Source organism: Enterobacter sp. MGH 16 (assembly GCF_000493175.1).
GTDB lineage: Bacteria > Pseudomonadota > Gammaproteobacteria > Enterobacterales > Enterobacteriaceae > Enterobacter > Enterobacter roggenkampii.
The window spans coordinates 4,668,994-4,693,699 of record NZ_KI535695.1 but is presented as its reverse complement, the minus strand read 5'-3'; the positions used below and the strand labels follow the sequence as shown (position 1 = coordinate 4,693,699).

The following is a 24,706-nucleotide window of genomic DNA, read 5'->3' as shown; positions in this document are numbered from 1 at the left end:
TAACAATTTTGAAACAACAAACGGCTCACGAATTGTCGCTTTCGCCAATAACCTCACAAACGCCATGAGATTATCAGAAAAAAGCCGGCCGACTGGCCGGCTTTTCGATTACATCACCAGGCGGCGAATGTCGCTCAGCATGTTGTTGATGATGGTGATGAAACGCGCACCATCAGCACCGTCGATCACGCGGTGGTCGAAGGACAGAGAGATTGGCATCATCAGACGCGGCACGAACTCTTTGCCATTCCACACCGGCTCCATCGCGGACTTGGACACACCGAGGATAGCCACTTCCGGCGCGTTAACAATCGGTGCGAAGTGGGTAGTACCCAGGCCGCCGATGCTGGAGATGGTGAAGCAGCCGCCCTGCATTTCGCCGGCAGTCAGCTTACCATCACGCGCTTTCTTGGAGATGGTGGTCAGTTCACGGGACAGCTCAGTGATGCTCTTCTTGTTCACGTCTTTGAAGACCGGAACAACCAGACCATTTGGCGTATCAACCGCAACACCGATGTTGATGTATTTCTTCAGCGTCAGCTTCTGGCCGTCTTCGGACAGGGAGCTGTTGAAGCGTGGCATCTGTTCCAGAGCCGCAGCAACCGCCTTCATGATGAAGACCACTGGGGTGAATTTCACGTCCAGTTTACGCTTCTCAGCTTCGGCGTTCTGCTGTTTACGGAACGCTTCCAGATCGGTGATATCGGTCTTATCGAAGTGCGTAACGTGCGGGATCATCACCCAGTTACGGCTCAGGTTCGCACCAGAGATTTTCTGGATACGGCCCAGCTCCACTTCTTCGATTTCGCCGAACTTGCTGAAGTCCACTTTCGGCCATGGCAGCATGCCCGGGATACCGCCACCAGCGGCTGCAGCTGGAGCAGCTTCGGCGCGTTTCACGGCGTCTTTCACGTAGGTCTGAACGTCTTCGCGCAGGATACGACCCTTACGGCCGGTCCCTTTCACTTTCGCCAGGTTCACACCGAATTCGCGCGCCAGGCGACGAATCAGCGGCGTCGCGTGGACGTAAGCGTCGTTTTCAGCGAACTCTGATTTTTCTGCTTTTGCAGCAGGGGCAGCGGCTGGTTTAGCAGCCTGAGCCGGTGCAGCAGCCGGTGCTGGAGCAGCCGCGGCAGCCGGAGCTGCGGCAGGCGCAGCGCCTTCCACTTCGAAGACCATGATCAGAGAGCCGGTAGACACTTTGTCGCCGGTGCTGATTTTGATCTCTTTAACGGTACCCGCGAACGGCGCAGGGACTTCCATAGAAGCCTTGTCGCCTTCAACGGTGATCAGTGACTGTTCCGCGGCAACTTTGTCGCCCACTTTTACCATCACTTCGGTGACTTCAACTTCATCACCGCCGATGTCCGGTACGTTAACGTCTTTCGCGCCGCCAGCAGCGGCTGGTGCAGCGGCCGGAGCCGGAGCAGCGGCCTGTGCAGGCGCGGCAGCAGGTGCAGCACCTGCCACTTCGAAGATCATGATCAGGGAGCCAGTAGACACTTTGTCACCGGTGTTGATCTTGATCTCTTTAACGGTACCCGCAAACGGTGCTGGCACTTCCATAGAAGCTTTGTCGCCTTCTACGGTGATCAGTGACTGCTCTGCCGCAACGGTATCGCCCACTTTCACCAGAATCTCAGTCACTTCAACTTCGTCACCGCCGATGTCAGGCACGTTCACTTCTTTCGCACTCGCGGCAGCTGCTGGAGCAGCGGCGGCCGGAGCGGCTTTCTTCTCTTCCTGCGCAGGTGCAGCAGCGGCTGCACCGTCGGCGGAATCGAAAATCATGATCAGTTTGCCAGTCTCGGTTTTATCGCCAACAGAGACTTTGATCTCTTTAACGATGCCAGCCTGAGGAGACGGGACTTCCATAGAGGCTTTGTCGCCTTCTACGGTGATCAGCGACTGTTCAGCTTCAACTTTGTCGCCTACTTTGACCAGGATCTCGGTGATTTCAACTTCATCAGCCCCGATGTCCGGTACATTGATTTCGATAGCCATTATTCTTTTACCTCTTACGCCAGACGCGGGTTAACTTTTTCTGCATCGATGTTGAATTTGGTGATTGCGTCCGCAACCACTTTCTTATCGATTTCGCCACGTTTAGCCAGTTCGCCCAGTGCTGCTACAACCACGTAAGAAGCATCAACTTCGAAGTGGTGACGCAGGTTTTCGCGGCTGTCAGAACGACCGAAGCCGTCAGTACCCAGAACGCGATAATCATCAGCTGGAACGTAAGTACGAACCTGCTCAGCGAACAGTTTCATATAGTCAGTAGACGCCACCGCTGGCGCGTCGTTCATCACCTGAGCGATGTACGGTACGCGTGGGGTTTCCAGTGGGTGCAGCATGTTCCAGCGCTCACAATCCTGGCCATCACGCGCCAGTTCAGTGAAGGAGGTCACAGAGTACACGTCGGAACCGACACCGTAGTCTTTCGCCAGGATCTGCGCTGCTTCACGAACGTGACGCAGGATAGAACCGGAGCCCAGCAGCTGAACTTTACCTTTGCTACCTTCGATGGTTTCGAGTTTGTAGATACCTTTACGGATACCTTCCTCGGCACCTGCTGGCATTGCCGGCATGTGGTAGTTTTCGTTCAGGGTGGTGATGTAGTAGTAAATGTTCTCCTGCGCTTCACCGTACATGCGCTGCAGACCGTCATGCATGATGACTGCCACTTCATACGCGTAAGACGGGTCGTAAGAGATACAGTTAGGGATAGTCAGAGACTGAATGTGGCTGTGACCATCTTCGTGCTGCAGACCTTCACCGTTCAGGGTCGTACGACCAGAAGTACCACCGATCAGGAAGCCGCGAGCCTGCTGGTCGCCTGCCTGCCAGCACAGGTCACCGATACGCTGGAACCCGAACATGGAGTAGTAAATGTAGAACGGGATCATCGGCAGGTTGTTGGTGCTGTAAGAGGTCGCAGCAGCCAGCCAGGATGCGCCTGCGCCCAGCTCGTTGATACCTTCCTGCAGGATCTGACCTTTCTCGTCTTCTTTGTAGTATGCAACCTGCTCACGGTCCTGCGGGGTGTACTGCTGGCCGTTCGGGCTGTAGATACCGATCTGACGGAACAGACCTTCCATACCGAAAGTACGCGCTTCGTCGGCGATGATTGGCACCAGGCGATCTTTGATCGACTTGTTCTTCAGCATCACGTTCAGGGCACGAACGAAAGCGATAGTGGTAGAGATCTCTTTGTTCTGCTCTTCCAGCAGCTGAGAGAAGTCTTCCAGCGCTGGCAGTTCCAGCTTCTCGGTGAAGTTAGGCTGACGAGCTGGCAGGTAGCCTTTCAGCGCCTGACGACGTTCGTGCAGGTACTTGTGCTCTTCGGAGCCTTCCGGGAAGGTGATGTAAGACAGGTTTTCGACCTGCTCATCGGTCACTGGAACGTTGAAACGGTCGCGGATATAGCGCACGCCGTCCATGTTCATTTTCTTAACCTGGTGAGCGATGTTTTTACCTTCTGCGGTATCACCCATGCCGTAACCTTTGATGGTGTGGGCCAGGATTACAGTCGCTTTACCTTTGGTTTCACGCGCTTTTTTCAGTGCAGCGTAAATTTTCTTCGGATCGTGACCACCGCGGTTCAGGGCCCAGATCTGCTCATCAGTCCAGTCTGCAACCAGGGCTGCGGTTTCTGGATATTTGCCGAAGAAGTGCTCACGCACGTAGGCACCGTCTTTGGATTTGAAGGTCTGGTAGTCACCGTCAACGGTTTCGTTCATCAGCTGGATCAGTTTACCGCTGGTGTCTTTACGCAGCAGTTCGTCCCAACGGGAACCCCACATGACTTTGATCACGTTCCAGCCAGCACCTGCGAAGATGCCTTCCAGTTCGTTGATGATCTTGCCGTTACCGGTTACCGGACCATCCAGACGCTGCAGGTTACAGTTGATGATGAAGCACAGGTTGTCCAGCTTCTCACGGGTCGCGATGGTGATCGCGCCTTTAGATTCTGGCTCATCCATTTCGCCGTCGCCCAGGAAGGCGTATACGGTCTGCTCAGAGGTGTCTTTCAGACCACGGTGTTCCAGATACTTCAGGAATTTCGCCTGGTAGATCGCACCGATTGGGCCCAGACCCATGGATACGGTCGGGAACTGCCAGAATTCAGGCATCAGTTTAGGGTGCGGGTAAGAAGACAGACCTTTACCGTGAACTTCCTGACGGAAGTTGTTCATCTGCTCTTCAGTCAGACGACCTTCCAGGAATGCACGTGCATAGATGCCCGGAGAGATGTGGCCCTGGAAGTACACCAGATCGCCGCCGTCTTTCTCGTTCGCTGCACGGAAGAAGTGGTTGAAGCACACTTCGTAAACGGTCGCAGAAGACTGGAAGGACGCCATGTGGCCACCCAGTTCCAGGTCTTTCTTGGATGCGCGCAGAACGGTCATGATGGCGTTCCAGCGGATGGCAGAACGGATACGACGTTCCAGATCCAGATTGCCCGGGTATTCCGGTTCGTCTTCAACGGCAATCGTGTTTACGTAGTTGCTAGCCCCTGCACCTGAAGCAACCTTCACGCCGCCTTTGCGGGCTTCAGAAAGCAGCTGATCAATCAGATACTGAGCACGCTCAACACCTTCTTCACGGATGACCGATTCGATCGCCTGTAGCCAGTCGCGAGTTTCGATCGGATCCACGTCATTTTGGAGACGTTCTGACATGGGGGTATTCCTTATCTATCTAATACGTTGATTTGTCTGGAACCTGTCCCATTGTGCTCTTGGGCAAGAACACAATAAGACAGGTTCTGCGTTTAGTTGCCGCGCTCTAAAAGTACCTGGCGCTTAATCCTTTCGTTGCTGTATGCGGCGTAATGAACGTTCGCGACGCGATTGTTCACGGCTGCGGTCCAGCAAGATTTCCTCAATGAAAGCCAGATGGCGGTGCGACGCTTCGCGCGCCTGCTCCGGTTCCCCGGCCATTATCGCCTCGAATACTCGGGTGCGATGGTTGCTTACCAGTGGGAGCATGTCCCGACGGGCATACAACAATTCAAAATTTTGACGAACGTTCTGGGCCAGCATCGGCTCCATGCAGCGTAGCAGATGGAGGAGCACCACGTTGTGGGCCGCTTCGGTGACGGCAATTTGATACTGGACGACGGCGCTGGACTCGGCGTCTAAATCGCCGGACTGCTGTGCCCGTTCAATGGCCTGATGCAGCTCGCGGATACGCACGCGATCTTCATCAGTGCTGCGAAGGGCGGCGTAATAGGCCGCAATACCTTCCAGCGCGTGACGGGTCTCAAGCAGGTCAAACTGGGATTCTGGGTGGTCAGAGAGAAGTTCTACCAGCGGATCGCTGAAGCTCTGCCACAGGCTGTTTTGCACAAAGGTTCCGCCGCCCTGGCGACGAAGCAGCAAGCCCTTTGCTTCGAGACGTTGAATCGCCTCACGCAGAGAGGGACGTGAAACGTCGAACTGTTTTGCCAGCTCGCGTTCTGGCGGAAGTTTCTCACCCGGGCGCAGAGTCCCTTCGAGGATTAAAAACTCCAGCTGCTGCTCAATCACATCAGATAGTTTTGGTTGGCGAATTTTGCTGTAGGCCATATTCCCTGTCTTACGCCTTTTTGCCCGGAGTCAATTGGTCTTACCAATTTCTATTTCGTATCGCTAAAGTAACAAAGTATTCACCTTCTGTCCATATTGGTTTTGATTGAAATCAGTAAACCCTGCACATTTTAACAACCTTACAGAAATAACGTTTCAGAAATGTAACTTTGCACAAATGAGTTGATTACTCCCAAAGAGGGAGTTTTAACCATAATGAAACGAGGGTTTTTGCAATCTGAAGCGATTCAACAAGGCAAATAATGAAAATTCGCCCACTTAAGGCGCATTTCTATTCTATAGGTTGGGTGAGGAACAACGAGCGGGCCGATTTACAAATGCTTTCTTTTTATTCAAGTCGTCATCACCCCTTCATAAAGCAGGTGCATTCGCAGGCACTTACCACTATTCTGGCGCTTACGGAAGTCATCTCCGCTTTTTTCGGTCTCGTTAACCGTAAAGAAATAAATACAGAATATGGATTTTCATAATTACACACGCTCAGCGTGAACATAACAACCACACACGAGGTTTCAAATGGAAGCTCAACAGCACGGCGATCAGCTAAAGCGCGGGCTTAAAAACCGCCATATTCAGCTCATCGCACTGGGCGGTGCGATTGGTACCGGCCTGTTTCTGGGCAGCGCATCCGTTATCCAGTCTGCCGGTCCGGGCATTATTTTAGGTTACGCGATTGCGGGTTTCATTGCTTTTCTGATCATGCGCCAGCTGGGCGAAATGGTCGTGGAAGAGCCGGTCGCAGGCTCCTTCAGCCACTTTGCCTATAAGTACTGGGGCAGCTTTGCCGGTTTCGCCTCGGGCTGGAACTACTGGGTGCTGTACGTTCTGGTTGCCATGGCCGAACTGACCGCCGTCGGGAAATACATTCAGTTCTGGTATCCCGAAATCCCAACCTGGGCTTCCGCTGCGGCCTTCTTCGTCATTATCAACGCCATTAACCTGACCAACGTTAAAGTGTTCGGGGAGATGGAGTTCTGGTTTGCCATCATCAAGGTCATTGCGGTGGTGGCGATGATTATCTTCGGCGGCTGGCTGCTGTTCAGCGGCAACGGCGGCCCGCAGGCCACGGTGCGCAACCTCTGGGAGCAGGGTGGCTTCCTGCCTCACGGCATGACCGGCCTGGTGATGATGATGGCGATCATTATGTTCTCCTTCGGCGGCCTGGAACTGGTGGGCATCACCGCTGCTGAAGCCGACAACCCGGAGCAGAGCATCCCGAAAGCCACAAATCAGGTTATCTACCGCATCCTGATCTTCTATGTGGGCTCACTGGCGGTGCTGCTCTCCCTGCTGCCGTGGACGCGCGTGACTGCTGACACCAGCCCGTTTGTGCTGATCTTCCACGAGCTGGGCGACACCTTTGTCGCCAACGCGCTGAACATCGTGGTGCTGACCGCAGCGCTCTCCGTTTACAACAGCTGCGTATACTGCAACAGCCGCATGCTGTTCGGCCTCGCCCAGCAGGGTAACGCGCCGAAGATGCTGCTTAACGTTGATAAACGTGGCGTGCCGGTGAATACCATCATTGTTTCCGCCATCGTGACCGCCCTGTGCGTGCTCATTAACTACATGGCACCGGAATCGGCGTTTGGCCTGCTGATGGCGCTGGTGGTCTCTGCGCTGGTCATCAACTGGGCGATGATCAGCCTGGCGCACATGAAGTTCCGCCGCGCGAAGCAGCAGCAGGGCGTCACCACGCGCTTCCCTGCCCTGCTCTATCCGCTGGGTAACTGGATCTGCCTGCTGTTCATGGCGGCCGTGCTGGTGATCATGCTGATCACCCCAGGTATGGCGATTTCCGTCTACCTGATCCCGGTCTGGATTGCAGTACTCGGCGTTGGCTATCTCTTCAGTCAGAAAAGCCGTAATGCCATGAAGGCGCACTAAGCCTCCCACCGCGGTGCCTGCTTTTGCGGGTGCCGCGCGTTGTTACCTCCTTCACACTTTCACGCCCACAGCGCATTTATCCATATCACCGCCCTGATACTGCAACGCATATATCCCTTCGCCAGCGAATAATTCTCTCCATACCGTAAACCGGAGAGCTGTCTATGGATAACGCAAAGCTGTCAGTAAAAGAAAAGATCGGCTATGGGATGGGCGACGCCGGATGTAACATCATCTTCGGCGCCATCATGCTGTTTGTTAACTATTTTTATACGGATATTTTTGGACTGGCCCCTGCGCTGGTCGGCGCGCTGCTGCTGTCTGTCCGCGTGATTGACGCCGTAACGGACCCGATCATGGGCGCAATTGCCGACCGCACCCGCAGTAAATATGGCCGGTTTCGTCCATGGCTGCTGTGGATCGCTTTCCCGTACGCGCTGTTCAGCATCCTGATGTTTACCACCCCGGAGTGGAGCTATAACAGCAAAGTTATCTATGCCTTTGTCACCTACTTCCTGCTGTCGCTCACCTACACCGCCATCAACATCCCCTACTGCTCGCTGGGCGGGGTGATCACTAACGATCCAAAAGAACGTGTGGCCTGCCAGTCGTACCGCTTCGTGCTGGTCGGCATCGCCACGCTGCTGCTATCCCTGACGCTGCTGCCGATGGCCGACTGGTTTGGCGGGGACAACAAAGCCAAAGGCTACCAGATGGCCATGACCGTGCTGGCGCTGATTGGTACCTGCATGTTCCTGTTCTGCTTCGCCACCGTGCGCGAGCGCGTGCGCCCGGCAGTCCAGACCAATGACGAGCTGAAAAACGACCTGAAAGACGTGTGGAAGAACGACCAGTGGGTGCGCATTCTGCTCCTGACGCTCTGCAACGTCTGCCCGGGCTTTATCCGCATGGCGGCCACCATGTATTACGTCACCTGGGTGATGGGCCAGAGCACCCACTTCGCCACGCTGTTTATCAGCCTGGGCGTTGTCGGCATGATGCTCGGCAGCGTGCTGGCAAAAGTGCTGACCGACCGCTGGTGCAAGCTGAAGGTCTTCTTCTGGACCAACATCGTGCTGGGGATTTTCTCCTGCGCCTTTTATTTCTTCGACCCGAAAGCGACCGTCACCATCGTGGTGCTCTACGTCCTGCTGAACATCCTGCACCAGATCCCGTCTCCGCTGCACTGGTCGCTGATGGCCGACGTGGATGACTACGGCGAGTGGAAAACCGGGAAGCGCATCACCGGCATCAGCTTCTCGGGCAACATCTTCTTCCTGAAGCTGGGGCTGGCGATTGCCGGGGCGATGGTCGGTTTTCTGCTCTCCTGGTACGGCTACGACGCGGGGGCGAAAGCGCAAAGCGCAGACGCCATCAACGGGATTGTGCTGCTGTTTACAGTTATCCCGGGGGTGGGTTATTTGATTACCGCGGGCGTGGTGCGTCTGCTGAAGGTGGATCGTGAAACCATGAAGCAGATCCAGCTCGATCTGGAAAAACGCCGCAACAACTACCACGAGCTGAACGATTATCAGGAACTGAAAGCCGCTGAGACTAAATAAGGAAAGCCGAATGCAAACCTGGCCAAACCCGTTTATTGAACAACGCGCCGACCCGTATATCCTGCGCCACGATGGGCAATATTACTTTATCGCCTCCGTGCCGCAGTACGACAGGCTGGCGATCCGCCGCGCGGACTCGCTGGAAGGCTTACGTCATGCCGCAGAGGTGGTGGTCTGGCGTAAACCCGACGCCGGCCCAATGAGCCAGCTGATATGGGCGCCGGAACTGCACCACATTGACGGAAAGTGGTACATCTATTTTGCCGCGACGCACACCCAGGCGCTCGACGCGCTCGGGATGTTCCAGCACCGCATGTTTGCCATTGAATGTACCGACGACGATCCGCTCACCGGCAGGTGGGTAGAAAAAGGCCAGATCGAAACCCCATTCGACACCTTCGCCCTGGACGCCACCACCTTTGTGCATCAGGGAAAACGCTGGTATCTGTGGGCGCAAAAAGCGCCGGACATCTCCGGGAACTCCAACCTTTATCTGTGTGAAATGGCGAACCCGTGGACGCTGAAAGGCGAGCCTGTGATGCTCAGCAAGCCGGAGTATGACTGGGAGTGTCGCGGGTTTTGGGTCAACGAAGGCCCGGCGGTGCTGTTCCATGGCAACAAACTGTTTATCAGCTATTCCGCCAGCGCCACCGACGAGAACTACTGCATGGGGCTGCTGTGGATAGACCTGAATGCCGATCCGCAAAACCCATTGAACTGGCACAAATCCCCGCGCCCCGTATTCGCCACCAGCTACGAAAATCGCCAGTACGGCCCGGGACACAACAGCTTTACGCAAACGCCGGAAGGGGAAGATGTGCTGGTGTATCACGCGCGGAACTACACCGAAATTGAGGGCGATCCGCTGTACGATCCAAACCGCCATACCCGCCTGAAGCGCGTCCGCTGGGACGAAAACGGGATGCCTGATTTCGGCATCCCGCCTGCGGACACGCTTTAATCGTTACGGCGCGCTGGCTTACACCAGCGTGCCGTAGATTGTCAGCAGCGCCACGATAACCACGACCACAAACGACGTTTTCTTCGCCATGGAGACAGCGGCTTTCGGCGTTTCAATCTTGTCGGTATGCGGCTCGCGCGCCAGCGAGAACTGCGCCAGACGCGTTAACACCTGATACTGCGACGTATGGCGGTCGGCAAGCGAGGCGAACCACGCGGGCAGCGCTTTTTCACCGTGGCCAATTAACGCGTACACCACGCCCACCAGACGCACCGGAAGCCAGTCAACCACGTGCAGGATGGCATCAATGCCGGACAGCAAACGCTCGTGCGGCGTCAGATAGCGAGCAAGCCAGGTCTGCCAGGCGCGCAGGAACGCATACCCCATCAGCAGTACCGGCCCCCACGGGCCGCCCACCACAAACCAGAACAGCGGCGCCAGGTAGTAACGGAAGTTAATCCACAGCAGCGCGTTCTGCAGTTCGCGCAGGAACTCGCGCTCGTCGCAGTCCGGCGGCACGCCGTGGATCATCGTCAGCTCGCTCGCCATGGCATTGCGCGCATGGGCATCGTCACGGGAGGCAGCTTTAAGGTACGCGTGATAGTGCAAACGCACCTTGCCCGCACCAATGCACAGCACGCCGAGCAGGATCCACACCACCAGCAGCGGCACGTTGAAAAAGAGTCCATACAGCGCGCGCAGCAGCAGGAACGTAATCACCATCACGCCCGCCATCATCAGCAGCGTGCGCAGCATGGAAAAGTGCTTGATACGGCGGAATAACACCTCCAGCCGGTGATCCAGATGCCAGTGCTCACCGAGCTTGAACAGGCGTTCAGCGATGATAACCAGCAGCATGGTAAACAACGTCATGGTATCTCCTTATTCTGACGACGCGGTGAGCATGGCGCGGAACCGCGGCCAGTCAAATGCCGGGCCGGGATCGGTTTTTCTCGCCGGAGCGATATCGCTGTGCCCGGTAATATTGTCGGCGATGGCCGGGTAAAGTCCGATAAGCGTGCGGGTCACAGCCGCTAGCTGTTGATACTGTGAATCGGTGTAGGGCGTGGTATCCGTGCCTTCCAGTTCGATCCCGATAGAAAAATCGTTGCACCGTTCGCGCCCGTGATACATCGACACCCCGGCATGCCAGGCGCGCTTATCAAAGGGAACATACTGAACCACTTCACCATCGCGACGAATCAGGCAATGAGCCGACACGCGTAGATGCGCAATCTCAGCAAAGAAAGGATGGGCATCGGGATCTATCGTTCCCGTGAATAACGCATCGATCCACGGGCCGCCAAATTCCCCCGGCGGGAGACTAATATTATGAACCACCAGCAGTGTGGGCTTTTCATCCTCCGGGCGGCAGTCGTGGTGCGGCGAAGGCACATGCCGCGCATCCACCAGCCATCCGTTTTCTAACAACATGCTGGAACTCCTTATGTATGGTGCTGTTACTCGGTTCAGAGTAGCATGTTTCAATATTTTGATTCGTTACCAATTTGGAGTTTTATCATGCCGCCTCGCCGCTACAACCCCGACCACCGACGTGAAGCGCTTCTGGAACGTATTAATATGGATATTCCGGCAAGCGTTGCCCATGCTTTGAAAGAAGATCTGGGCGGTGACGTCAATGCCGATAAAGATATTACCGCACAATTATTGCCGAAAGAGACGCGCTCCCACGCGGTCATTATCACCCGCGAAGAAGGGGTTTTTTGCGGTAAGCGCTGGGTTGAAGAGGTCTTTACCCAGCTGGCGGGCGATGATGTGCAGGTAACATGGCACGTGGAGGACGGCGACAGCGTCACGCCAAATCAGCCGCTGTTCGAGCTGGACGGCCCTTCCCGCGTCTTGCTGACCGGCGAACGTACCGCGCTCAATTTTGTACAAACGCTCTCTGGCGTCGCCAGCGAAGTGCGTCGTTACGTTGACCTACTGGCCGGCACCCGAACCCAGCTGCTGGATACCCGCAAAACGCTGCCGGGCCTGCGCACGGCGCTGAAGTACGCGGTGCTCTGCGGCGGCGGCGCAAACCATCGTCTGGGCCTGTCCGACGCTTTTCTGATTAAAGAGAACCACATTATTGCATCGGGTTCTGTACGTCAGGCGGTGGAGAAGGCCTTCTGGCTGCATCCGGATGTGCCGGTTGAAGTAGAAGTGGAAAACCTGGACGAGCTGGAGCAGGCGATTAAGGCCGGGGCCGATATCATCATGCTCGATAACTTCGAAACCGAGCAGATGCGTGAGGCGGTAAAACTGACCAATGGCCGGGCCCAGCTCGAAGTCTCCGGGAACGTCACCTTCGAAACGATCCGTGAATTCGCCGAAACCGGCGTGGATTACATCTCCGTCGGCGCGCTGACCAAGCACGTTCGCGCCCTCGACCTCTCGATGCGTTTTAAATAGTGATTCCTCCCCTCTCCGCCTGGAGAGGGGAATTTCAGCCCCGCTCGCAAATCCTCTGTTCTTTCCTGCAACACCGCATTAATTCTCTGAACGCGCTTTCCCGTTCCCTTTTTTGCCCCTCGTTTCTGCCCTTTTGCGCTGACAGAGTAGCGCCACTTAACGTAAGGAGCAGATATGAACAGACAACACGGATTCACTCTTATTGAGCTGATGGTGGTCATCGGCATTATTGCGATTCTGAGCGCCATCGGCATACCTGCCTATCAGAACTACCTGCGCAAAGCGGCGCTGACCGATATGCTGCAAACCTTCGTTCCCTACCGCACCGCCATTGAACTTTGCGCGCTGGATCACGGTGGTGTGGAGAGCTGCGATGCCAACAGCAACGGCATCCCTTCCCCCACCACGACACGCTACGTTTCCGGAATGAGCGTAGCGAAAGGGATCGTGACCTTAACAGGACAGGAAAGTCTTAACGGGCTGGAAGTGGTCATGACGCCGCAGTGGAGCGATGGTAACGGTATGACGGGCTGGACACGTGTCTGCAACATCAGTGCTGATAGCGCTCTGAAGCAGGCCTGCGAAGACGTTTTCCGCTTCAACAATAACTGAGGAGCGGAGAATGAATACCGATCAACTCGTGGCGCTTTGTCTTCGCCATCACGCACTGCTGCTATCCAGCGACAGTGAGAGGATCAACATTGCCGTCGTGGGAAAGCCCGCGACCGAACTCATGGAGGCGCTGCGTTTCGCGACCCAGAAACGGATTGATATTGAGTGCTGGAGCGCGGAGCGCATGGAAAAACACCGGCAGCTGACGTCTCAATCGCATCTGCCCGGCGTTTCGCAAACACACTCTACGGTAGATGTCCTTAACCACACGCTGCAGCAGGCAATCAACCAGCGCGCCTCTGATATTCATATCGAACCGATGGAGCACGCGTGCCAGATTCGTTTACGTATCGACGGCGTACTTTGTCCGCAGCCTCCGCTTGCCGCTGAACTGGCTAACCTGTTAAGCGCACGTTTAAAAGTGCTGGGTAACCTGGATATTGCAGAACGCCGGCTGCCTCAGGACGGCCAGTTTACGATTGAACTGGCCAATGAGCCGGTCTCGTTTCGGATCGCGACGCTTCCCTGCAGCGGCGGCGAAAAAATTGTGCTGCGCCTCCTGCATCAGGTTCCGCAGGCCCTTGAGCCGAAAGCGCTTGGCTTGAATGCTGAACAGTTGGCCTGTTTTAATGCGGTTCTCCACCAGCCGCAGGGGCTGATTCTGGTCACCGGCCCTACCGGCAGCGGCAAAACCGTGACGCTGTACAGCGCGCTGCAGTCGCGTAACACCCCTGACGTCAACATCTGCAGCGTGGAAGATCCTATTGAGATCCCCCTTGCCGGATTAAACCAGACGCAGATTAATCCCCGGGCGGGTTTAACCTTCCAGAACGTGCTGCGCGCACTGCTACGTCAGGATCCCGACATCATTATGGTCGGCGAAATCCGTGACGGAGAAACGGCCGGGATTGCCATTAATGCTGCCCAGACCGGGCATCTGGTGCTGTCGACCCTGCACACCAACTCGACGACGGAAACGCTCATTCGCCTGGAGCAGATGGGCGTCGCGCGCTGGATGATTTCTTCCGCGCTGACGATGGTGATTGCCCAGCGACTGGTCCGGCGTTTGTGCCCACATTGTCGCCGGGAAACCCGCGATCAGGCTCAACTACCTCGCTCAGTATGGCCCAGGCCGCTTCCACGCTGGCAGCCCACCGGCTGCGATCGCTGTTATCACGGCTTTTATGGCCGCGTGGCCATTTTTGAAGTACTCGCCATCGACAATGCCCTGCAGCAGGCCATTGCCAGCGGGGCGGGAACTGACGTCATAGAGGCGAGCGCCCGGCAGGCGGGGATGGTTTCTCTTTTTGAACACGGCTGCAGGGCCGTCGAACAAGGGCTAACCACGATTGAAGAGTTGTTGCGCGTCCTGGGAATGCCCAATGGCGGCTAATCAGCTCTGGCGCTGGCGTGCGCTCACCAAAGATGGAGAACCCCGAAGCGGGACACTCTGGACCACAGACCGCAATGCGGCCTTCACCCGGCTGATGCGTAACGACCTCCATCCTCTGACGCTGACCCGATGCGCGCAGCGACACCGCTGGCGGCCACACCACTGCGACGAGATGTTTCATCAGCTCGCCTCGCTTCTGCAGGCTGGGCTGACGCTGTCCCACAGCCTGCAAATGCTGGCAGAGCAACATCCGTTAAAACCGTGGCAGGCGCTGCTGCAAAGCATTGCCGATGAGCTCAGTGAAGGATGCCCGTTTTCTGAGTCGCTAAAAAAGTGGCCAGCCGTTTTTAGCCCGCTGCATGTCTCGATGGTGAAAACCGGAGAGCTGACCGGGAAGCTGGAGGTGTGCTGTCGTCAGCTCGCGCAGCAACAAAAAGCGCAGCAGCAGCTCAGTGCAAAAGTGAAAAAGGCGCTGCGCTACCCGGCGATCGTCCTGACGCTGGCTGTGCTCGTCGTGCTGGCGATGGTCACTCTGGTCCTGCCCGAGTTTGCCGCGATCTACAAAACGTTTAATACCCCGCTTCCCGTGCTGACACAGATGGTTATGGGGATGGCCGCCTTTATGCAGTCATATGCCCTTGCGTTGTTCGTCCTGCTATTAGCCCCCTTAGCCGTCGCCTGGGCTCTGCGGCAGAATCCTCGCTGGCAGTGCATCCTGCTGCATACGCCCGTGATGGGCGCACTGGCAAAAGGTCAAAAGCTGGGACACGTCTTTACCGTGCTGTCACTCACGCAACAGGCAGGTATCCCCTTTTTACAGGGCCTGGAGAGTGCCGAGGAGACCGTTGAAAGTCAGTACTGGCAGGGAATGCTGCGCGGCGTGCGGGAGGACATTGAAAAAGGCCTTCCCGTCTGGTCATCCTTTCAAAGAGCGGCAATCTTTACCCCGCTGTGTGTTCAGCTTTTACGAACCGGTGAAATGTCAGGTGCGCTGGATATCATGCTGGCAAACCTTGCCCGCCATCATACGGAACAGACCTTTCAACGTGCAGAGAATCTGGCGGCGCTTCTGGAGCCAGTGCTTCTGATAGTGACGGGGGTCATTATCGGTACGCTGGTGGTGGCAATGTACCTGCCGATATTCCACCTGGGAGATGCGATGAGCGCGGGATAGTACAACAGGGCTGGCGCACGGGCATGCGCCAGCGATAGCCATTACAGGCTGTTGAATACGCGGTTTTCTTGTTCCTGAACGCGAATAAACGTCGTACGCTTTGTCAGCTCTTTCAGGCGGGAGGCGCCAACGTAGGTGCAGGCAGAGCGCAGGCCGCCGAGGATATCGCGTGCGGTGTTTTCAACTGGGCCGCGCAGAGGCAGCTTGACGGTTTTACCTTCTGCCGCACGGTATTTTGCCACGCCGCCGACGTGACGGGTCATCGCAGACTCAGAGCTCATACCGTAGAACAGCATAAATTTCTCGCCGTTCTCTTCTACTACGGTACCGCCGCTCTCTTCATGGCCTGCCAGCATACCGCCGAGCATCACGAAGTCCGCGCCGCCACCGAAGGCCTTTGCGACATCACCCGGCATGGTGCAACCACCGTCGCTGATGATCTGGCCGCCCAGCCCGTGCGCCGCATCGGCACATTCAATGACGGCAGAGAGCTGCGGATAACCGACGCCGGTTTTGACGCGCGTGGTGCATACGGAGCCCGGACCGATGCCCACTTTCACGATATCGGCACCGGAGAGGATCAGCTCTTCACACATTTCACCGGTCACCACGTTGCCCGCGATGATGGTTTTCGTCGGCCAGGCCTCACGCGCCTTGCTGACGAACTGTACGAAGTGCTCGGAGTAACCGTTCGCCACATCAATACAAACGAAGTTCAGCGCCGGGTTAGCCTTCAGGATCTGTTTGGTCTTCTCGAAATCCGCATCGGAGGTGCCGGTGGAGACCATCACGTGCTTCACCACATCAGCAGAGGCGGACGCCACAAACGCATTCCACTCTTCAGGGCTGTAATGTTTGTGTACGGCGGTGAGGATGTCGAACTGTGCCAGCGCGGTTGCCATCTCAAAGGTTCCCACAGTATCCATGTTGGCAGCGATGATCGGCACGCCAGACCAGGTCTGACCGGAATGCTTAAAGGTGAATTGACGTTCGAGTTCAACGTCTGAGCGACTTTTCAGTGTAGAGCGTTTAGGGCGGATAAGAACGTCTTTGAAACCTAACTTCAGATCTTCTTCGATACGCATGTGCGGATTCCTGGGGTTAGAGGCAAATATGTTAAAAGCACAACTCCAGTGACGCTATCATACGCACTAATACCTGCTCCGCAAGACTGCGAAATTCTCTTTTTTTACGCTACAATCCTATAAATTTACCTGGTAAAAAGCCGGTAAACAGGGCTAAACAGTTGCTGGCGCACCTGAGAGTTTTAATCAACTGATTTTAATAATGAATAATTCCCAGGATTTGATTTAATGGGGTATATCGTTGCATTAACCGGTGGCATCGGTAGTGGCAAAAGTACCGTTGCAGACGCGTTTTCTCGTTTGGGTATCACGATTATCGATGCCGATATTATTGCCCGCCAGGTGGTAGAGCCCAATACACCCGCGCTTAAGGCCATCGCAGAACATTTTGGCCAGGCAATCATCAATGCCGATGGCACGCTAAATCGCCGTCAGCTTCGCGAATGCATTTTTTCCGATTCAGCGGAAAAAGCCTGGCTTAATGCCCTGCTCCATCCCATTATCCACCAGGAAACACAGCGTCAGATAGCCGAAGCCCGCTCGCCCTATGTCTTGTGGGTGGTTCCGCTGCTGGTGGAAAATCAGCTGCATCAGAAAGCCGATCGGGTACTGGTGATTGATGTCACACCCGAGACGCAAATCCAGAGAACCATGATGCGAGACCATGTCTCGCGCGAGCATGCTGAACATATTCTCGCCGCTCAGGCCACGCGCGCTCAGCGCCTTGCCGTGGCGGATGATGTTATTGATAATAACGGCGCACCAGATGCTATTGCATCGGATGTTGCCCGTCTGCACGCGCAGTATCTGACGTTAGCCGGGCAGGCCGTTGCACAGGAAAAACCATAATGTCGACTCACATCCTTTTTGAGCATCCGCTCAACGAAAAAATGCGTACCTGGCTACGCATCGAATTCCTCATTCAGCAGCTTTCACAACATCTGCCGGTTAACGATCACGCTACGGCGTTGCACTTCTTCCGCAATGTAGGCGATCTGCTGGATGTGATTGAACGCGGCGATGTCCGCACAGAATTGCTTAAAGAGCTGGAGCGCCAGCAGCGTAAATTGCAGGCATGGGCTGAGGTTCCGGGGGTGGACGTAAGCCGTATCGATTCCCTTCGTCAGCAGCTTAAAACCAGCAGCAGCATCCTGATGGCCGCACCGCGCGTCGGGCAGTTTTTGCGTGAGGACCGCCTGATTGGCCTGGTGCGCCAGCGCCTGAGCATCCCTGGCGGTTGCTGCAGCTTCGACCTGCCGACGCTGCATATGTGGCTCCATATGCCACAAGCGCAGCGTGACGCGCAGGTGAACAGCTGGCTGGCAAGCCTGGAGCCGATGCACCAGACGCTGTCGCTGATCCTCGATCTGATCCGTAACTCAGCGCCGTTCCGCAAGCAAACCAGCCTGAACGGTTTCTACCAGGACAACGGTGATGATGCCGATCTTCTGCGCCTGAATTTATCGCTTGGCGAACAGCTTTATCCGCAAATTTCCGGGCATAAGAGCCGCTTTGCGATTCGCTTTATGCCGCTGGACAGCGAAAATGGCACCGTGCCGGAACGCCTCGATTTTGAACTGGCCTGTTGTTAAGGAGTGCCGATGTCTGATGTCACCACCGTAAACTGCCCGACCTGTGGCAAAACCGTTGTCTGGGGCGAAGTGAGTCCATTCCGCCCATTCTGCTGCAAACGCTGCCAGCTTATTGACCTGGGCGAATGGGCGGCGGAAGAAAAACGCATTCCGAGTAAAGGCGATCTTTCGGACAGCGATGACTGGAGTGAAAGCCAGTAGTAATCTGTAAAGCCTGCTGGCGCGTCGCTTAGCAGGCCTTCGGTTGTTCGACTAACCGCAGGATCACAGGCTCATTAGCTGGCGGGAATTTTTCGGCATCACTTGCCTGAAGCTCCACCCAGTTACCCGGCTGCCCCTCTTTCCCCCAGGGTTCACCTTCCCAGTTTTCCACCAGCCAGAACCACAGCGTGATGTGTCTGTCCGGAAACTGGTATTCAAGCTTATCAAACAGCGTTGCGCCAAGCGGGGTGATCCCCACCTCCTCCTGAAGCTCGCGAACCAGCGCCGCTTCCGGCGTTTCACCTGACTCGATTTTACCGCCTGGAAACTCCCACTTGTTCGCCATATGGGCGTCGGCAGCGCGCTGGGTGATGAAGATTTGATTTTGCGGGTTGCGAATAATCCCGACGGCAATTTGCAGTATTTTCATATTGTCACTTCCATAAAAAAGGCGCAGAAATCTGCGCCTTTTTGTTTTTTTATGAACTTAGCTCAGACGGCCGTGGCACGCCTTGTACTTTTTACCAGAACCGCACGGGCATGGATCGTTACGACCCACTTTACGATCGCCGGTTTGCGCGGCGATCGCCGCTGCGGCTTCGCTGTCGTCGGTCTGATGGCTCAGCTGTTGCATTTGTGCCAGACGCTCGGCTTCTTCACGACGCTGCTGTTCCATCGCTTCCACCTCTTCCGGCATACGCACCTGAACCTTGCTCAGGGTGCTGATGACTTCATACTTCAGCGACTCAAGCATAGAGGCAAACATGGAGAAGGACTCACGCTTGTATTCCTGCTTCGGATCTTTCTGCGCATAGCCACGCAGGTGGATACCCTGACGCAGGTAGTCCATCGCCGCCAGGTGCTCTTTCCACAGGGAGTCCAGCGTCTGCAGCATCACGCCTTTTTCGAAGTGACGCATCATCTCAGCGCCAACGACCTCTTCCTTGCGCTTGTAGACGTCCAGCGCGGTTTCGTAGATACGCTCGCGCAGGGTCTCTTCGTGCAGCTCAGGCTCTTTATCCAGCCACTCTTTGATTGGCAGGTCGAGGTCGAAGTCGTTTTTCAGGCGTTCCTGCAGGCCTTCGATGTCCCACATCTCTTCCAGAGACTGCGGCGGAATGTGCGCATCAATCGTGGCTTTAAACACATCTTCGCGAATGCTGTTGATGGTTTCGCTCACGTCGGACACGTCCAGCAGTTCGTTACGCTGGGTGTAGATCGCACGGCGCTGATCGTTAGCCACGTCATCGTATTCCAGCAGCTGCTTACGAATATCGAAGTTGCGGCTTTCCACTTTACGCTGTGCGTTCGCGATCGCTTTGGTAACCCACGGGTGCTCAATGGCTTCACCCGGCTTCATGCCCAGCTTACGCATCATGCCGGACACGCGGTCGGAGGCGAAAATACGCATCAGCGCATCTTCCATCGACAGGTAGAAGCGGGAAGAACCGGCATCACCCTGACGACCTGCACGACCACGCAGCTGGTTATCAATACGACGCGATTCGTGACGCTCGGTACCGATAATGTGCAGACCGCCGGATGCCAGCACCGCGTCGTGACGCACCTGCCAGTCGGCCTTAATCTGAGCAATCTGTTCAGGCGTTGGGTTTTCCAGCTCAGCCACCTCGGCCTGCCAGCTACCGCCCAGCATAATATCGGTACCACGACCCGCCATGTTGGTGGCGATGGTTACCGCAGCCGGATAACCTGCCTGCGCAACGATATCTGCTTCTTTAGCGTGGAACTTGGCGTTCAGAACGTTGTGCTTGATGCCTGCTTTAGTCAGCTCGTTAGACACCACTTCGGACTTCTCGATGGAGATGGTCCCCACCAGTACCGGCTGGCCTTTCGCGGTACGCTCGCGAATATCTTCGATGATCGCCTGAATTTTTTCCGCTTCAGTCATGTACACCAGGTCCGGCATATCCTTACGGATCATCGGACGGTTGGTTGGAACGACCACGGTATCCAGCTTGTAGATAGAGCTGAATTCAAACGCTTCGGTATCGGCTGTACCGGTCATGCCCGCCAGCTTCTCGTACAGACGGAAGTAGTTCTGGAAGGTGATAGAGGCCAGCGTCTGGTTTTCGTTTTGAATATCCACGCCTTCTTTGGCTTCTACAGCCTGGTGCAGACCGTCTGACCAGCGACGGCCCTGCATGGTACGACCGGTGTGCTCATCGACAATGATCACTTCGCCGTCTTTTACGATGTAGTCGACGTCGCGGGTGAACAGCGCGTGGGCACGCAGCGCTGCGGTCACGTGGTGCATCAGCATGATGTTGCTCGGAGAGTACAGAGACTCGCCCTCTTCCATAATGCCTTCAGCCACCAGCAGCTCTTCGATTTTCACCAGACCACGCTCGGTCAGGTTCACCTGGCGCGCTTTTTCATCCACGGAGAAGTGACCTTCACCCTGGAAGGTATCCGAGTCTTCTTTCTCCTGGCGCAGCAGGTGTGGAATGATTTTGTCGACCTTACGGTACATCTCGGAGCTGTCTTCAGCCGGGCCGGAGATGATAAGCGGAGTACGCGCTTCATCGATCAGGATGGAGTCCACCTCATCCACCAGCGCGTAGTGCAGCTTACGCTGGACGCGCTCTTCGGGGCTGAACGCCATGTTGTCACGCAGGTAGTCGAAGCCGTATTCGTTGTTGGTACCGTAGGTAATGTCCGCGTTATACGCTTCACGCTTGGCTGGTGCAGGCAGGCCAGACATGTTGATGCCGACGGTCATGCCGAGGAATTCGAACAGTGGACGGTTGTTTTCGGCGTCACGCTGCGCCAGATAGTCGTTGACGGTAACGACGTGAACGCCTTTACCGGTCAACGCATTCAGGTAAGCCGGCAGCGTTGCGGTCAGGGTTTTACCTTCACCGGTACGCATTTCCGCGATGCAGCGTTCGTTAAGCACCATCCCGCCCAGCAGCTGAACGTCGAAGTGACGCATGCCGAACACGCGCTTACTTGCTTCACGCACGACCGCAAATGCTTCCGGGATCAGGCTTTCTAAGGTTTCACCTTTTTCCAGACGCGCACGGAATTCCGCCGTTTTCGCTTTCAGCTCATCATCAGAGAGCTTCTCCATCGCCGGTTCCATACCGTTGATGACGGCAACAGCTTTGCGCATACGGCGCAGGGTACGATCGTTACGACTACCAAAAACTTTAGTTAATAATTTGATTAGCATAATAAATTCTCAAACGCCCCATCATGGGCAGATAAATTAAGGTATTGAAAAAGTTAATTTAGCTGAGGCGTTGAGGCCCGGCGCGAATGCCGTGAACCTGGCTAATCCAGGTTGAAACAGAGAATGAAACAGGAGGAACGAGCGCGCGTTGCGCCGTCTGGCGAACCATGACCGGCGGCTGGCTGTCCTGCGTGAGCAGCGCGTTGAGCGTGTCCAGCAGGGCAAGATGCTGCGCCTGCACCGGCAGCGCCTCTTCCGCAACAGGCATTGCCTGCGGCGCCATCGCGAAGGAGAGATGGCGGATAACCGTGCGGATAGCGTGCTGGTGCCAGTAATCAACGGAGAAATTCGGGCGGCGACTGGCTTCAAGCCAGGCGAGATTTGTAAAGTTAACCCGCGTATTGAGATCGTGTTTGCTGGTAGACGTCTTCGTCGGCGTCGCCGCTTCGGCACTGTTGCTGAGCGCAGGCAAGCCGAAACTCGCCGCGACCATCCCTAATAAGAGATGCGGCCAGAAGTAACGTCTGCCAAATTGTCGCCAGCGCGTCAGTATTCCGCTCACTTGCTCCACCACATAAGCCAGCCTGCTACAGGCTATCTTCAGTTATTTTTTTAAGCGCCCAGATATTACCACTAAAGCCAATACACATCAGCAGGAATGAGGTGCCGCCGCGGGGAAAAACGGTCAAGAATGCAGCTAACGCACACACTTTCTGCGCAAGACAGACTAGAAATAACGCTGGGGCAAACAAAGAAGGGTAAAAATAAAAACAACTGGTCTTCCTGGCCGGAGAGAGTACCAGGTTAACCAGTCGATTTTTTACGAAACGGCGTGAACCGTTACGCCAGAACCATGCTTGGCGCTTTGAAAGCCAACGGCAGTTCTGCTTCGTCTTCGAAGGTCACATATTCCCAGGCTTCCTGTTTTGCCAGGACGGCCTGCAACAGTTTGTTGTTCAGCGCATGACCGGATTTGAACGCGGTAAATGCACCAATGATGTTGTGACCACACATGAACAGGTCGCCGATAGCGTCCAGCATTTTGTGACGAACGAATTCATCTTCGAAACGCAGGCCGTCTTCGTTCAGTACGCGATAATCGTCAACAACGATGGCACAATCGAAGCTGCCGCCCAGGCACAAGCCGCGGGACTGCAGATATTCGATATCACGCATGAAGCCAAACGTACGGGCTCGGCTGATCTGGCGCATAAACGCATCGGCAGAGAAGTTCATCGCATAGCGCTGGGTGCTGGAATCAATCGCCGGATGGTTAAAGTCGATGGTAAAGTCCAACGAGAAACCATTGTACGGTTTAAATTCAGCCCACTTGTCGCCATCTTCGACGCGAACGGTCTCTTTGATGCGGACAAATTTCTTCGCGCAGTTCAGTTCTTCGATGCCAGCATCCAGCAACAGATAGACGAACGGTGCAGCACTGCCATCCATAATCGGGATTTCTGGCGCATCGACTTCAACAATAATGTTGTCGATACCCAGACCCGCCAGGGCGGCGTTCAGGTGCTCTACGGTAGAAATCCGCACGTCATGCTCGTTCACCAGACAAGTACAGAGCATAGTATCACGCACAGATTTGGCATCGGCCGGAAAATCTACCGGTGGATTCAAGTCGGTGCGACGATAGATGACCCCGGTATTGGCCGGCGCAGGGCGTAACGTCAGCGTGACTTTCTTGCCGGTATGTAAACCGACACCCGTCGCCTGAACGATACGTTTAAGTGTCCTTTGTTTGATCATCGTATAATCTCGCCAAATTAACTATCCAACCGAGAGTGTATATCACTAACGGTGGGCCAGTTTAGCACAAAGAGCGCAAATCCCCTAATTCCAGCCAATTCTTAATCAGCTTGCTTACGCAGGAACGCCGGGATATCCAGATAATCTGGCTCTTTCGCCGTTTGCGGCGTTGGGTCGTTCACCACTTTCGCGGCCGGTTTCTGCTCCTGAGTCAGCGGAGACATACCGTGCTGCTGGTAACGATCCATTACCGGTTGCTGAGTCTGCTTGTTAGTCACTAAGGTGATCTCAGGACGCTTGTCCATACCGATACCGGTTGCAACAACGGTAACACGCAGCTCGTCGTTCATTTCAGGGTCAAGTGAAGTACCGATTACCACGGTAGCGTTGTCAGAGGCGAACGCACGGATGGTGTTACCCACGGTTTCGAACTCATCCAGACGCAGGTCAAAGCCAGCGGTAATGTTGACCAGCACGCCGCGCGCACCAGACAGGTCGATATCTTCCAGCAGTGGAGAAGAGATAGCCATTTCAGCCGCTTCTTCTGCACGGTCTTCGCCGCTCGCCACGCCAGAGCCCATCATCGCGTAGCCCATTTCGGACATCACGGTGCGAACGTCTGCAAAGTCAACGTTCATCAGGCCAGGACGGGTAATCAGTTCAGCGATACCCTGAACCGCGCCTTTCAGCACGTCGTTTGCTGCACCGAAGGCGTCAAGCAGGGAGATACCACGACCCAGAACTTTCAACAGTTTGTCGTTCGGGATGGTGATCAGCGAGTCCACATGCTTGGACAGCTCGGTGATACCCTGCTCCGCGAAGGCCATACGCTTCTTGCCTTCAAAATTGAAAGGCTTGGTCACGACAGCAACGGTCAGGATACCTAAATCTTTAGCTACTTCAGCCACAACAGGTGCTGCGCCGGTACCGGTACCGCCACCCATACCTGCTGCGATGAAGACCATGTCCGCACCTTCCAGTGCAGCGCGCAGGGCTTCACGATCTTCTTCAGCCGCATTGCGACCCACTTCCGGGTTAGCCCCAGCTCCCAGCCCTTTGGTGATACCACCGCCGATCTGGATAGTCTGGCCTACCGCCGTCTTACGCAGTGCCTGCGCATCGGTGTTAACCGCGAAGAATTCAACACCTTCAATGCGTTCACGCACCATATGCTCTACGGCGTTACCGCCGCCGCCACCGACGCCGATGACTTTAATCACCGCGTCGTTGGTCAGTTCCATAGGTTCAAACATAATTTCTCTCTCCGTTGTGCCTGTCGCCC

General features: G+C 55.5%; 22 protein-coding genes. 11 read left to right on the top strand and 11 right to left on the bottom strand.

Features of this window, described 5'->3' with window-relative positions:
- Window positions 1-108 precede the first annotated feature (108 nt).
- From aceF to pdhR, 3 genes are all read right to left on the bottom strand, one after another.
- Window positions 109-2,004 carry a pyruvate dehydrogenase complex dihydrolipoyllysine-residue acetyltransferase gene (aceF, locus tag L362_RS01110; RefSeq protein WP_023326706.1) on the bottom strand — a complete coding sequence of 632 codons (1,896 nt, stop codon included), beginning with the start codon at window positions 2,002-2,004 and terminating at the stop codon, window positions 109-111.
- A gap of 14 nt (window positions 2,005-2,018) precedes the next feature.
- On the bottom strand, window positions 2,019-4,682 hold the full coding sequence (gene aceE, locus L362_RS01115; RefSeq protein WP_008501959.1) for a pyruvate dehydrogenase (acetyl-transferring), homodimeric type: 2,664 nt from the start codon (window positions 4,680-4,682) through the stop codon (window positions 2,019-2,021).
- 123 nt (window positions 4,683-4,805) lie between these two features.
- Window positions 4,806-5,570 carry a pyruvate dehydrogenase complex transcriptional repressor PdhR gene (pdhR, locus tag L362_RS01120; protein WP_008501960.1) on the bottom strand — a complete coding sequence of 255 codons (765 nt, stop codon included), beginning with the start codon at window positions 5,568-5,570 and terminating at the stop codon, window positions 4,806-4,808.
- Window positions 5,571-5,833: 263 nt separating this feature from the next.
- Between pdhR and L362_RS0123305 the strand changes: the two genes are divergently transcribed.
- The 4 genes from L362_RS0123305 to L362_RS01135 all read left to right on the top strand — a co-directional run bounded on the left by L362_RS0123305 (window position 5,834) and on the right by L362_RS01135 (window position 10,001).
- Window positions 5,834-6,061, top strand: coding sequence for a hypothetical protein (locus L362_RS0123305; RefSeq protein WP_021240510.1), 228 nt, complete (start codon window positions 5,834-5,836; stop codon window positions 6,059-6,061).
- Window positions 6,062-6,107: 46 nt separating this feature from the next.
- A complete protein-coding gene (aroP, locus tag L362_RS01125; protein ID WP_008501961.1) occupies window positions 6,108-7,478 on the top strand; it encodes an aromatic amino acid transporter AroP in 1,371 nt (456 codons plus the stop codon).
- A 164-nt stretch (window positions 7,479-7,642) separates the two neighbouring features.
- Window positions 7,643-9,040: a glycoside-pentoside-hexuronide (GPH):cation symporter gene (locus tag L362_RS01130; RefSeq protein WP_023345441.1), complete on the top strand. Its 1,398-nt coding sequence runs from the start codon at window positions 7,643-7,645 to the stop codon at window positions 9,038-9,040.
- Between the two features lie 10 nt (window positions 9,041-9,050).
- Complete coding sequence (locus tag L362_RS01135) at window positions 9,051-10,001, top strand: glycoside hydrolase family 43 protein (RefSeq protein WP_008501963.1); 951 nt, start codon at window positions 9,051-9,053, stop codon at window positions 9,999-10,001.
- Between the two features lie 18 nt (window positions 10,002-10,019).
- Here the strand turns inward: L362_RS01135 and ampE are convergent, their stop codons facing one another.
- Both ampE and ampD read right to left on the bottom strand, forming a co-directional pair.
- Window positions 10,020-10,874 (bottom strand): beta-lactamase regulator AmpE, encoded by an 855-nt coding sequence (ampE, locus tag L362_RS01140; RefSeq protein WP_008501964.1) that lies wholly within the window; start codon window positions 10,872-10,874, stop codon window positions 10,020-10,022.
- 9 nt (window positions 10,875-10,883) lie between these two features.
- Window positions 10,884-11,435, bottom strand: a complete 552-nt coding sequence (gene ampD, locus L362_RS01145; protein ID WP_008501965.1) for a 1,6-anhydro-N-acetylmuramyl-L-alanine amidase AmpD — start codon at window positions 11,433-11,435, stop codon at window positions 10,884-10,886.
- Between the two features lie 87 nt (window positions 11,436-11,522).
- On the opposite strand from ampD, the gene nadC reads away from it, so the two are divergent.
- The 4 genes from nadC (at window position 11,523) to hofC (ending at window position 15,595) form a co-directional block, all read left to right on the top strand.
- Entirely contained in the window at window positions 11,523-12,416 is an 894-nt protein-coding gene (nadC, locus tag L362_RS01150) for a carboxylating nicotinate-nucleotide diphosphorylase (RefSeq protein ID WP_021240514.1), read from the top strand.
- Between the two features lie 174 nt (window positions 12,417-12,590).
- Complete coding sequence (gene ppdD, locus L362_RS01155) at window positions 12,591-13,028, top strand: prepilin peptidase-dependent pilin (RefSeq protein WP_023345440.1); 438 nt, start codon at window positions 12,591-12,593, stop codon at window positions 13,026-13,028.
- A gap of 10 nt (window positions 13,029-13,038) precedes the next feature.
- Window positions 13,039-14,421 (top strand): type II secretion system protein GspE, encoded by a 1,383-nt coding sequence (gene gspE / locus L362_RS01160; protein ID WP_023345439.1) that lies wholly within the window; start codon window positions 13,039-13,041, stop codon window positions 14,419-14,421.
- Complete coding sequence (hofC, locus tag L362_RS01165; RefSeq protein ID WP_023345438.1) at window positions 14,411-15,595, top strand: protein transport protein HofC; 1,185 nt, start codon at window positions 14,411-14,413, stop codon at window positions 15,593-15,595. The genes gspE and hofC overlap by 11 nt, the downstream gene beginning before the upstream one ends.
- Before the next feature lie 41 nt (window positions 15,596-15,636).
- On the opposite strand, the gene L362_RS01170 is transcribed toward hofC, so the two are convergent.
- Window positions 15,637-16,680 (bottom strand): GMP reductase, encoded by a 1,044-nt coding sequence (locus tag L362_RS01170; protein ID WP_008501970.1) that lies wholly within the window; start codon window positions 16,678-16,680, stop codon window positions 15,637-15,639.
- Between the two features lie 228 nt (window positions 16,681-16,908).
- On the opposite strand from L362_RS01170, the gene coaE reads away from it, so the two are divergent.
- The 3 genes from coaE to yacG are packed head-to-tail and all read left to right on the top strand — an operon-like array spanning window position 16,909 to window position 18,473.
- A complete protein-coding gene (gene coaE, locus L362_RS01175; protein ID WP_023293283.1) occupies window positions 16,909-17,529 on the top strand; it encodes a dephospho-CoA kinase in 621 nt (206 codons plus the stop codon).
- The gene (gene zapD / locus L362_RS01180) at window positions 17,529-18,272 is read left to right on the top strand and encodes a cell division protein ZapD (RefSeq protein WP_008501972.1); all 744 of its coding nucleotides are present in this window, start codon (window positions 17,529-17,531) and stop codon (window positions 18,270-18,272) included. The genes coaE and zapD overlap by 1 nt, the downstream gene beginning before the upstream one ends.
- 9 nt (window positions 18,273-18,281) lie before the next feature.
- Window positions 18,282-18,473 (top strand): DNA gyrase inhibitor YacG, encoded by a 192-nt coding sequence (yacG, locus tag L362_RS01185; protein WP_008501973.1) that lies wholly within the window; start codon window positions 18,282-18,284, stop codon window positions 18,471-18,473.
- A 28-nt stretch (window positions 18,474-18,501) separates the two neighbouring features.
- Here yacG and mutT read toward each other — a convergent pair whose 3' ends face one another.
- The 5 genes from mutT to ftsZ form a co-directional block, all read right to left on the bottom strand.
- Window positions 18,502-18,903, bottom strand: coding sequence for an 8-oxo-dGTP diphosphatase MutT (gene mutT / locus L362_RS01190; protein ID WP_008501974.1), 402 nt, complete (start codon window positions 18,901-18,903; stop codon window positions 18,502-18,504).
- Window positions 18,904-18,960: 57 nt separating this feature from the next.
- The gene (gene secA / locus L362_RS01195; RefSeq protein ID WP_008501975.1) at window positions 18,961-21,666 is read right to left on the bottom strand and encodes a preprotein translocase subunit SecA; all 2,706 of its coding nucleotides are present in this window, start codon (window positions 21,664-21,666) and stop codon (window positions 18,961-18,963) included.
- Window positions 21,667-21,724: 58 nt separating this feature from the next.
- On the bottom strand, window positions 21,725-22,228 hold the full coding sequence (gene secM / locus L362_RS01200) for a secA translation cis-regulator SecM (RefSeq protein WP_074165536.1): 504 nt from the start codon (window positions 22,226-22,228) through the stop codon (window positions 21,725-21,727).
- A 278-nt stretch (window positions 22,229-22,506) separates the two neighbouring features.
- Window positions 22,507-23,424: a UDP-3-O-acyl-N-acetylglucosamine deacetylase gene (lpxC, locus tag L362_RS01205; RefSeq protein ID WP_008501977.1), complete on the bottom strand. Its 918-nt coding sequence runs from the start codon at window positions 23,422-23,424 to the stop codon at window positions 22,507-22,509.
- Window positions 23,425-23,525: 101 nt separating this feature from the next.
- Window positions 23,526-24,677: a cell division protein FtsZ gene (gene ftsZ / locus L362_RS01210; RefSeq protein WP_008501978.1), complete on the bottom strand. Its 1,152-nt coding sequence runs from the start codon at window positions 24,675-24,677 to the stop codon at window positions 23,526-23,528.
- Window positions 24,678-24,706: the final 29 nt, after the last annotated feature.

Bases quoted from the DNA above. Each gene is read 5' to 3' on its own strand.
- aceF (WP_023326706.1), bottom strand. From the start codon at position 2,004: ATGGCTATCGAAATCAATGTACCGGACATCGGGGCTGATGAAGTTGAA.
- aceE (WP_008501959.1), bottom strand. From the start codon at position 4,682: ATGTCAGAACGTCTCCAAAATGACGTGGATCCGATCGAAACTCGCGAC.
- pdhR (WP_008501960.1), bottom strand. From the start codon at position 5,570: ATGGCCTACAGCAAAATTCGCCAACCAAAACTATCTGATGTGATTGAG.
- L362_RS0123305 (WP_021240510.1), top strand. From the start codon at position 5,834: ATGAAAATTCGCCCACTTAAGGCGCATTTCTATTCTATAGGTTGGGTG.
- aroP (WP_008501961.1), top strand. From the start codon at position 6,108: ATGGAAGCTCAACAGCACGGCGATCAGCTAAAGCGCGGGCTTAAAAAC.
- L362_RS01130 (WP_023345441.1), top strand. From the start codon at position 7,643: ATGGATAACGCAAAGCTGTCAGTAAAAGAAAAGATCGGCTATGGGATG.
- L362_RS01135 (WP_008501963.1), top strand. From the start codon at position 9,051: ATGCAAACCTGGCCAAACCCGTTTATTGAACAACGCGCCGACCCGTAT.
- ampE (WP_008501964.1), bottom strand. From the start codon at position 10,874: ATGACGTTGTTTACCATGCTGCTGGTTATCATCGCTGAACGCCTGTTC.
- ampD (WP_008501965.1), bottom strand. From the start codon at position 11,435: ATGTTGTTAGAAAACGGATGGCTGGTGGATGCGCGGCATGTGCCTTCG.
- nadC (WP_021240514.1), top strand. From the start codon at position 11,523: ATGCCGCCTCGCCGCTACAACCCCGACCACCGACGTGAAGCGCTTCTG.
- ppdD (WP_023345440.1), top strand. From the start codon at position 12,591: ATGAACAGACAACACGGATTCACTCTTATTGAGCTGATGGTGGTCATC.
- gspE (WP_023345439.1), top strand. From the start codon at position 13,039: ATGAATACCGATCAACTCGTGGCGCTTTGTCTTCGCCATCACGCACTG.
- hofC (WP_023345438.1), top strand. From the start codon at position 14,411: ATGGCGGCTAATCAGCTCTGGCGCTGGCGTGCGCTCACCAAAGATGGA.
- L362_RS01170 (WP_008501970.1), bottom strand. From the start codon at position 16,680: ATGCGTATCGAAGAAGATCTGAAGTTAGGTTTCAAAGACGTTCTTATC.
- coaE (WP_023293283.1), top strand. From the start codon at position 16,909: ATGGGGTATATCGTTGCATTAACCGGTGGCATCGGTAGTGGCAAAAGT.
- zapD (WP_008501972.1), top strand. From the start codon at position 17,529: ATGTCGACTCACATCCTTTTTGAGCATCCGCTCAACGAAAAAATGCGT.
- yacG (WP_008501973.1), top strand. From the start codon at position 18,282: ATGTCTGATGTCACCACCGTAAACTGCCCGACCTGTGGCAAAACCGTT.
- mutT (WP_008501974.1), bottom strand. From the start codon at position 18,903: ATGAAAATACTGCAAATTGCCGTCGGGATTATTCGCAACCCGCAAAAT.
- secA (WP_008501975.1), bottom strand. From the start codon at position 21,666: ATGCTAATCAAATTATTAACTAAAGTTTTTGGTAGTCGTAACGATCGT.
- lpxC (WP_008501977.1), bottom strand. From the start codon at position 23,424: ATGATCAAACAAAGGACACTTAAACGTATCGTTCAGGCGACGGGTGTC.
- ftsZ (WP_008501978.1), bottom strand. From the start codon at position 24,677: ATGTTTGAACCTATGGAACTGACCAACGACGCGGTGATTAAAGTCATC.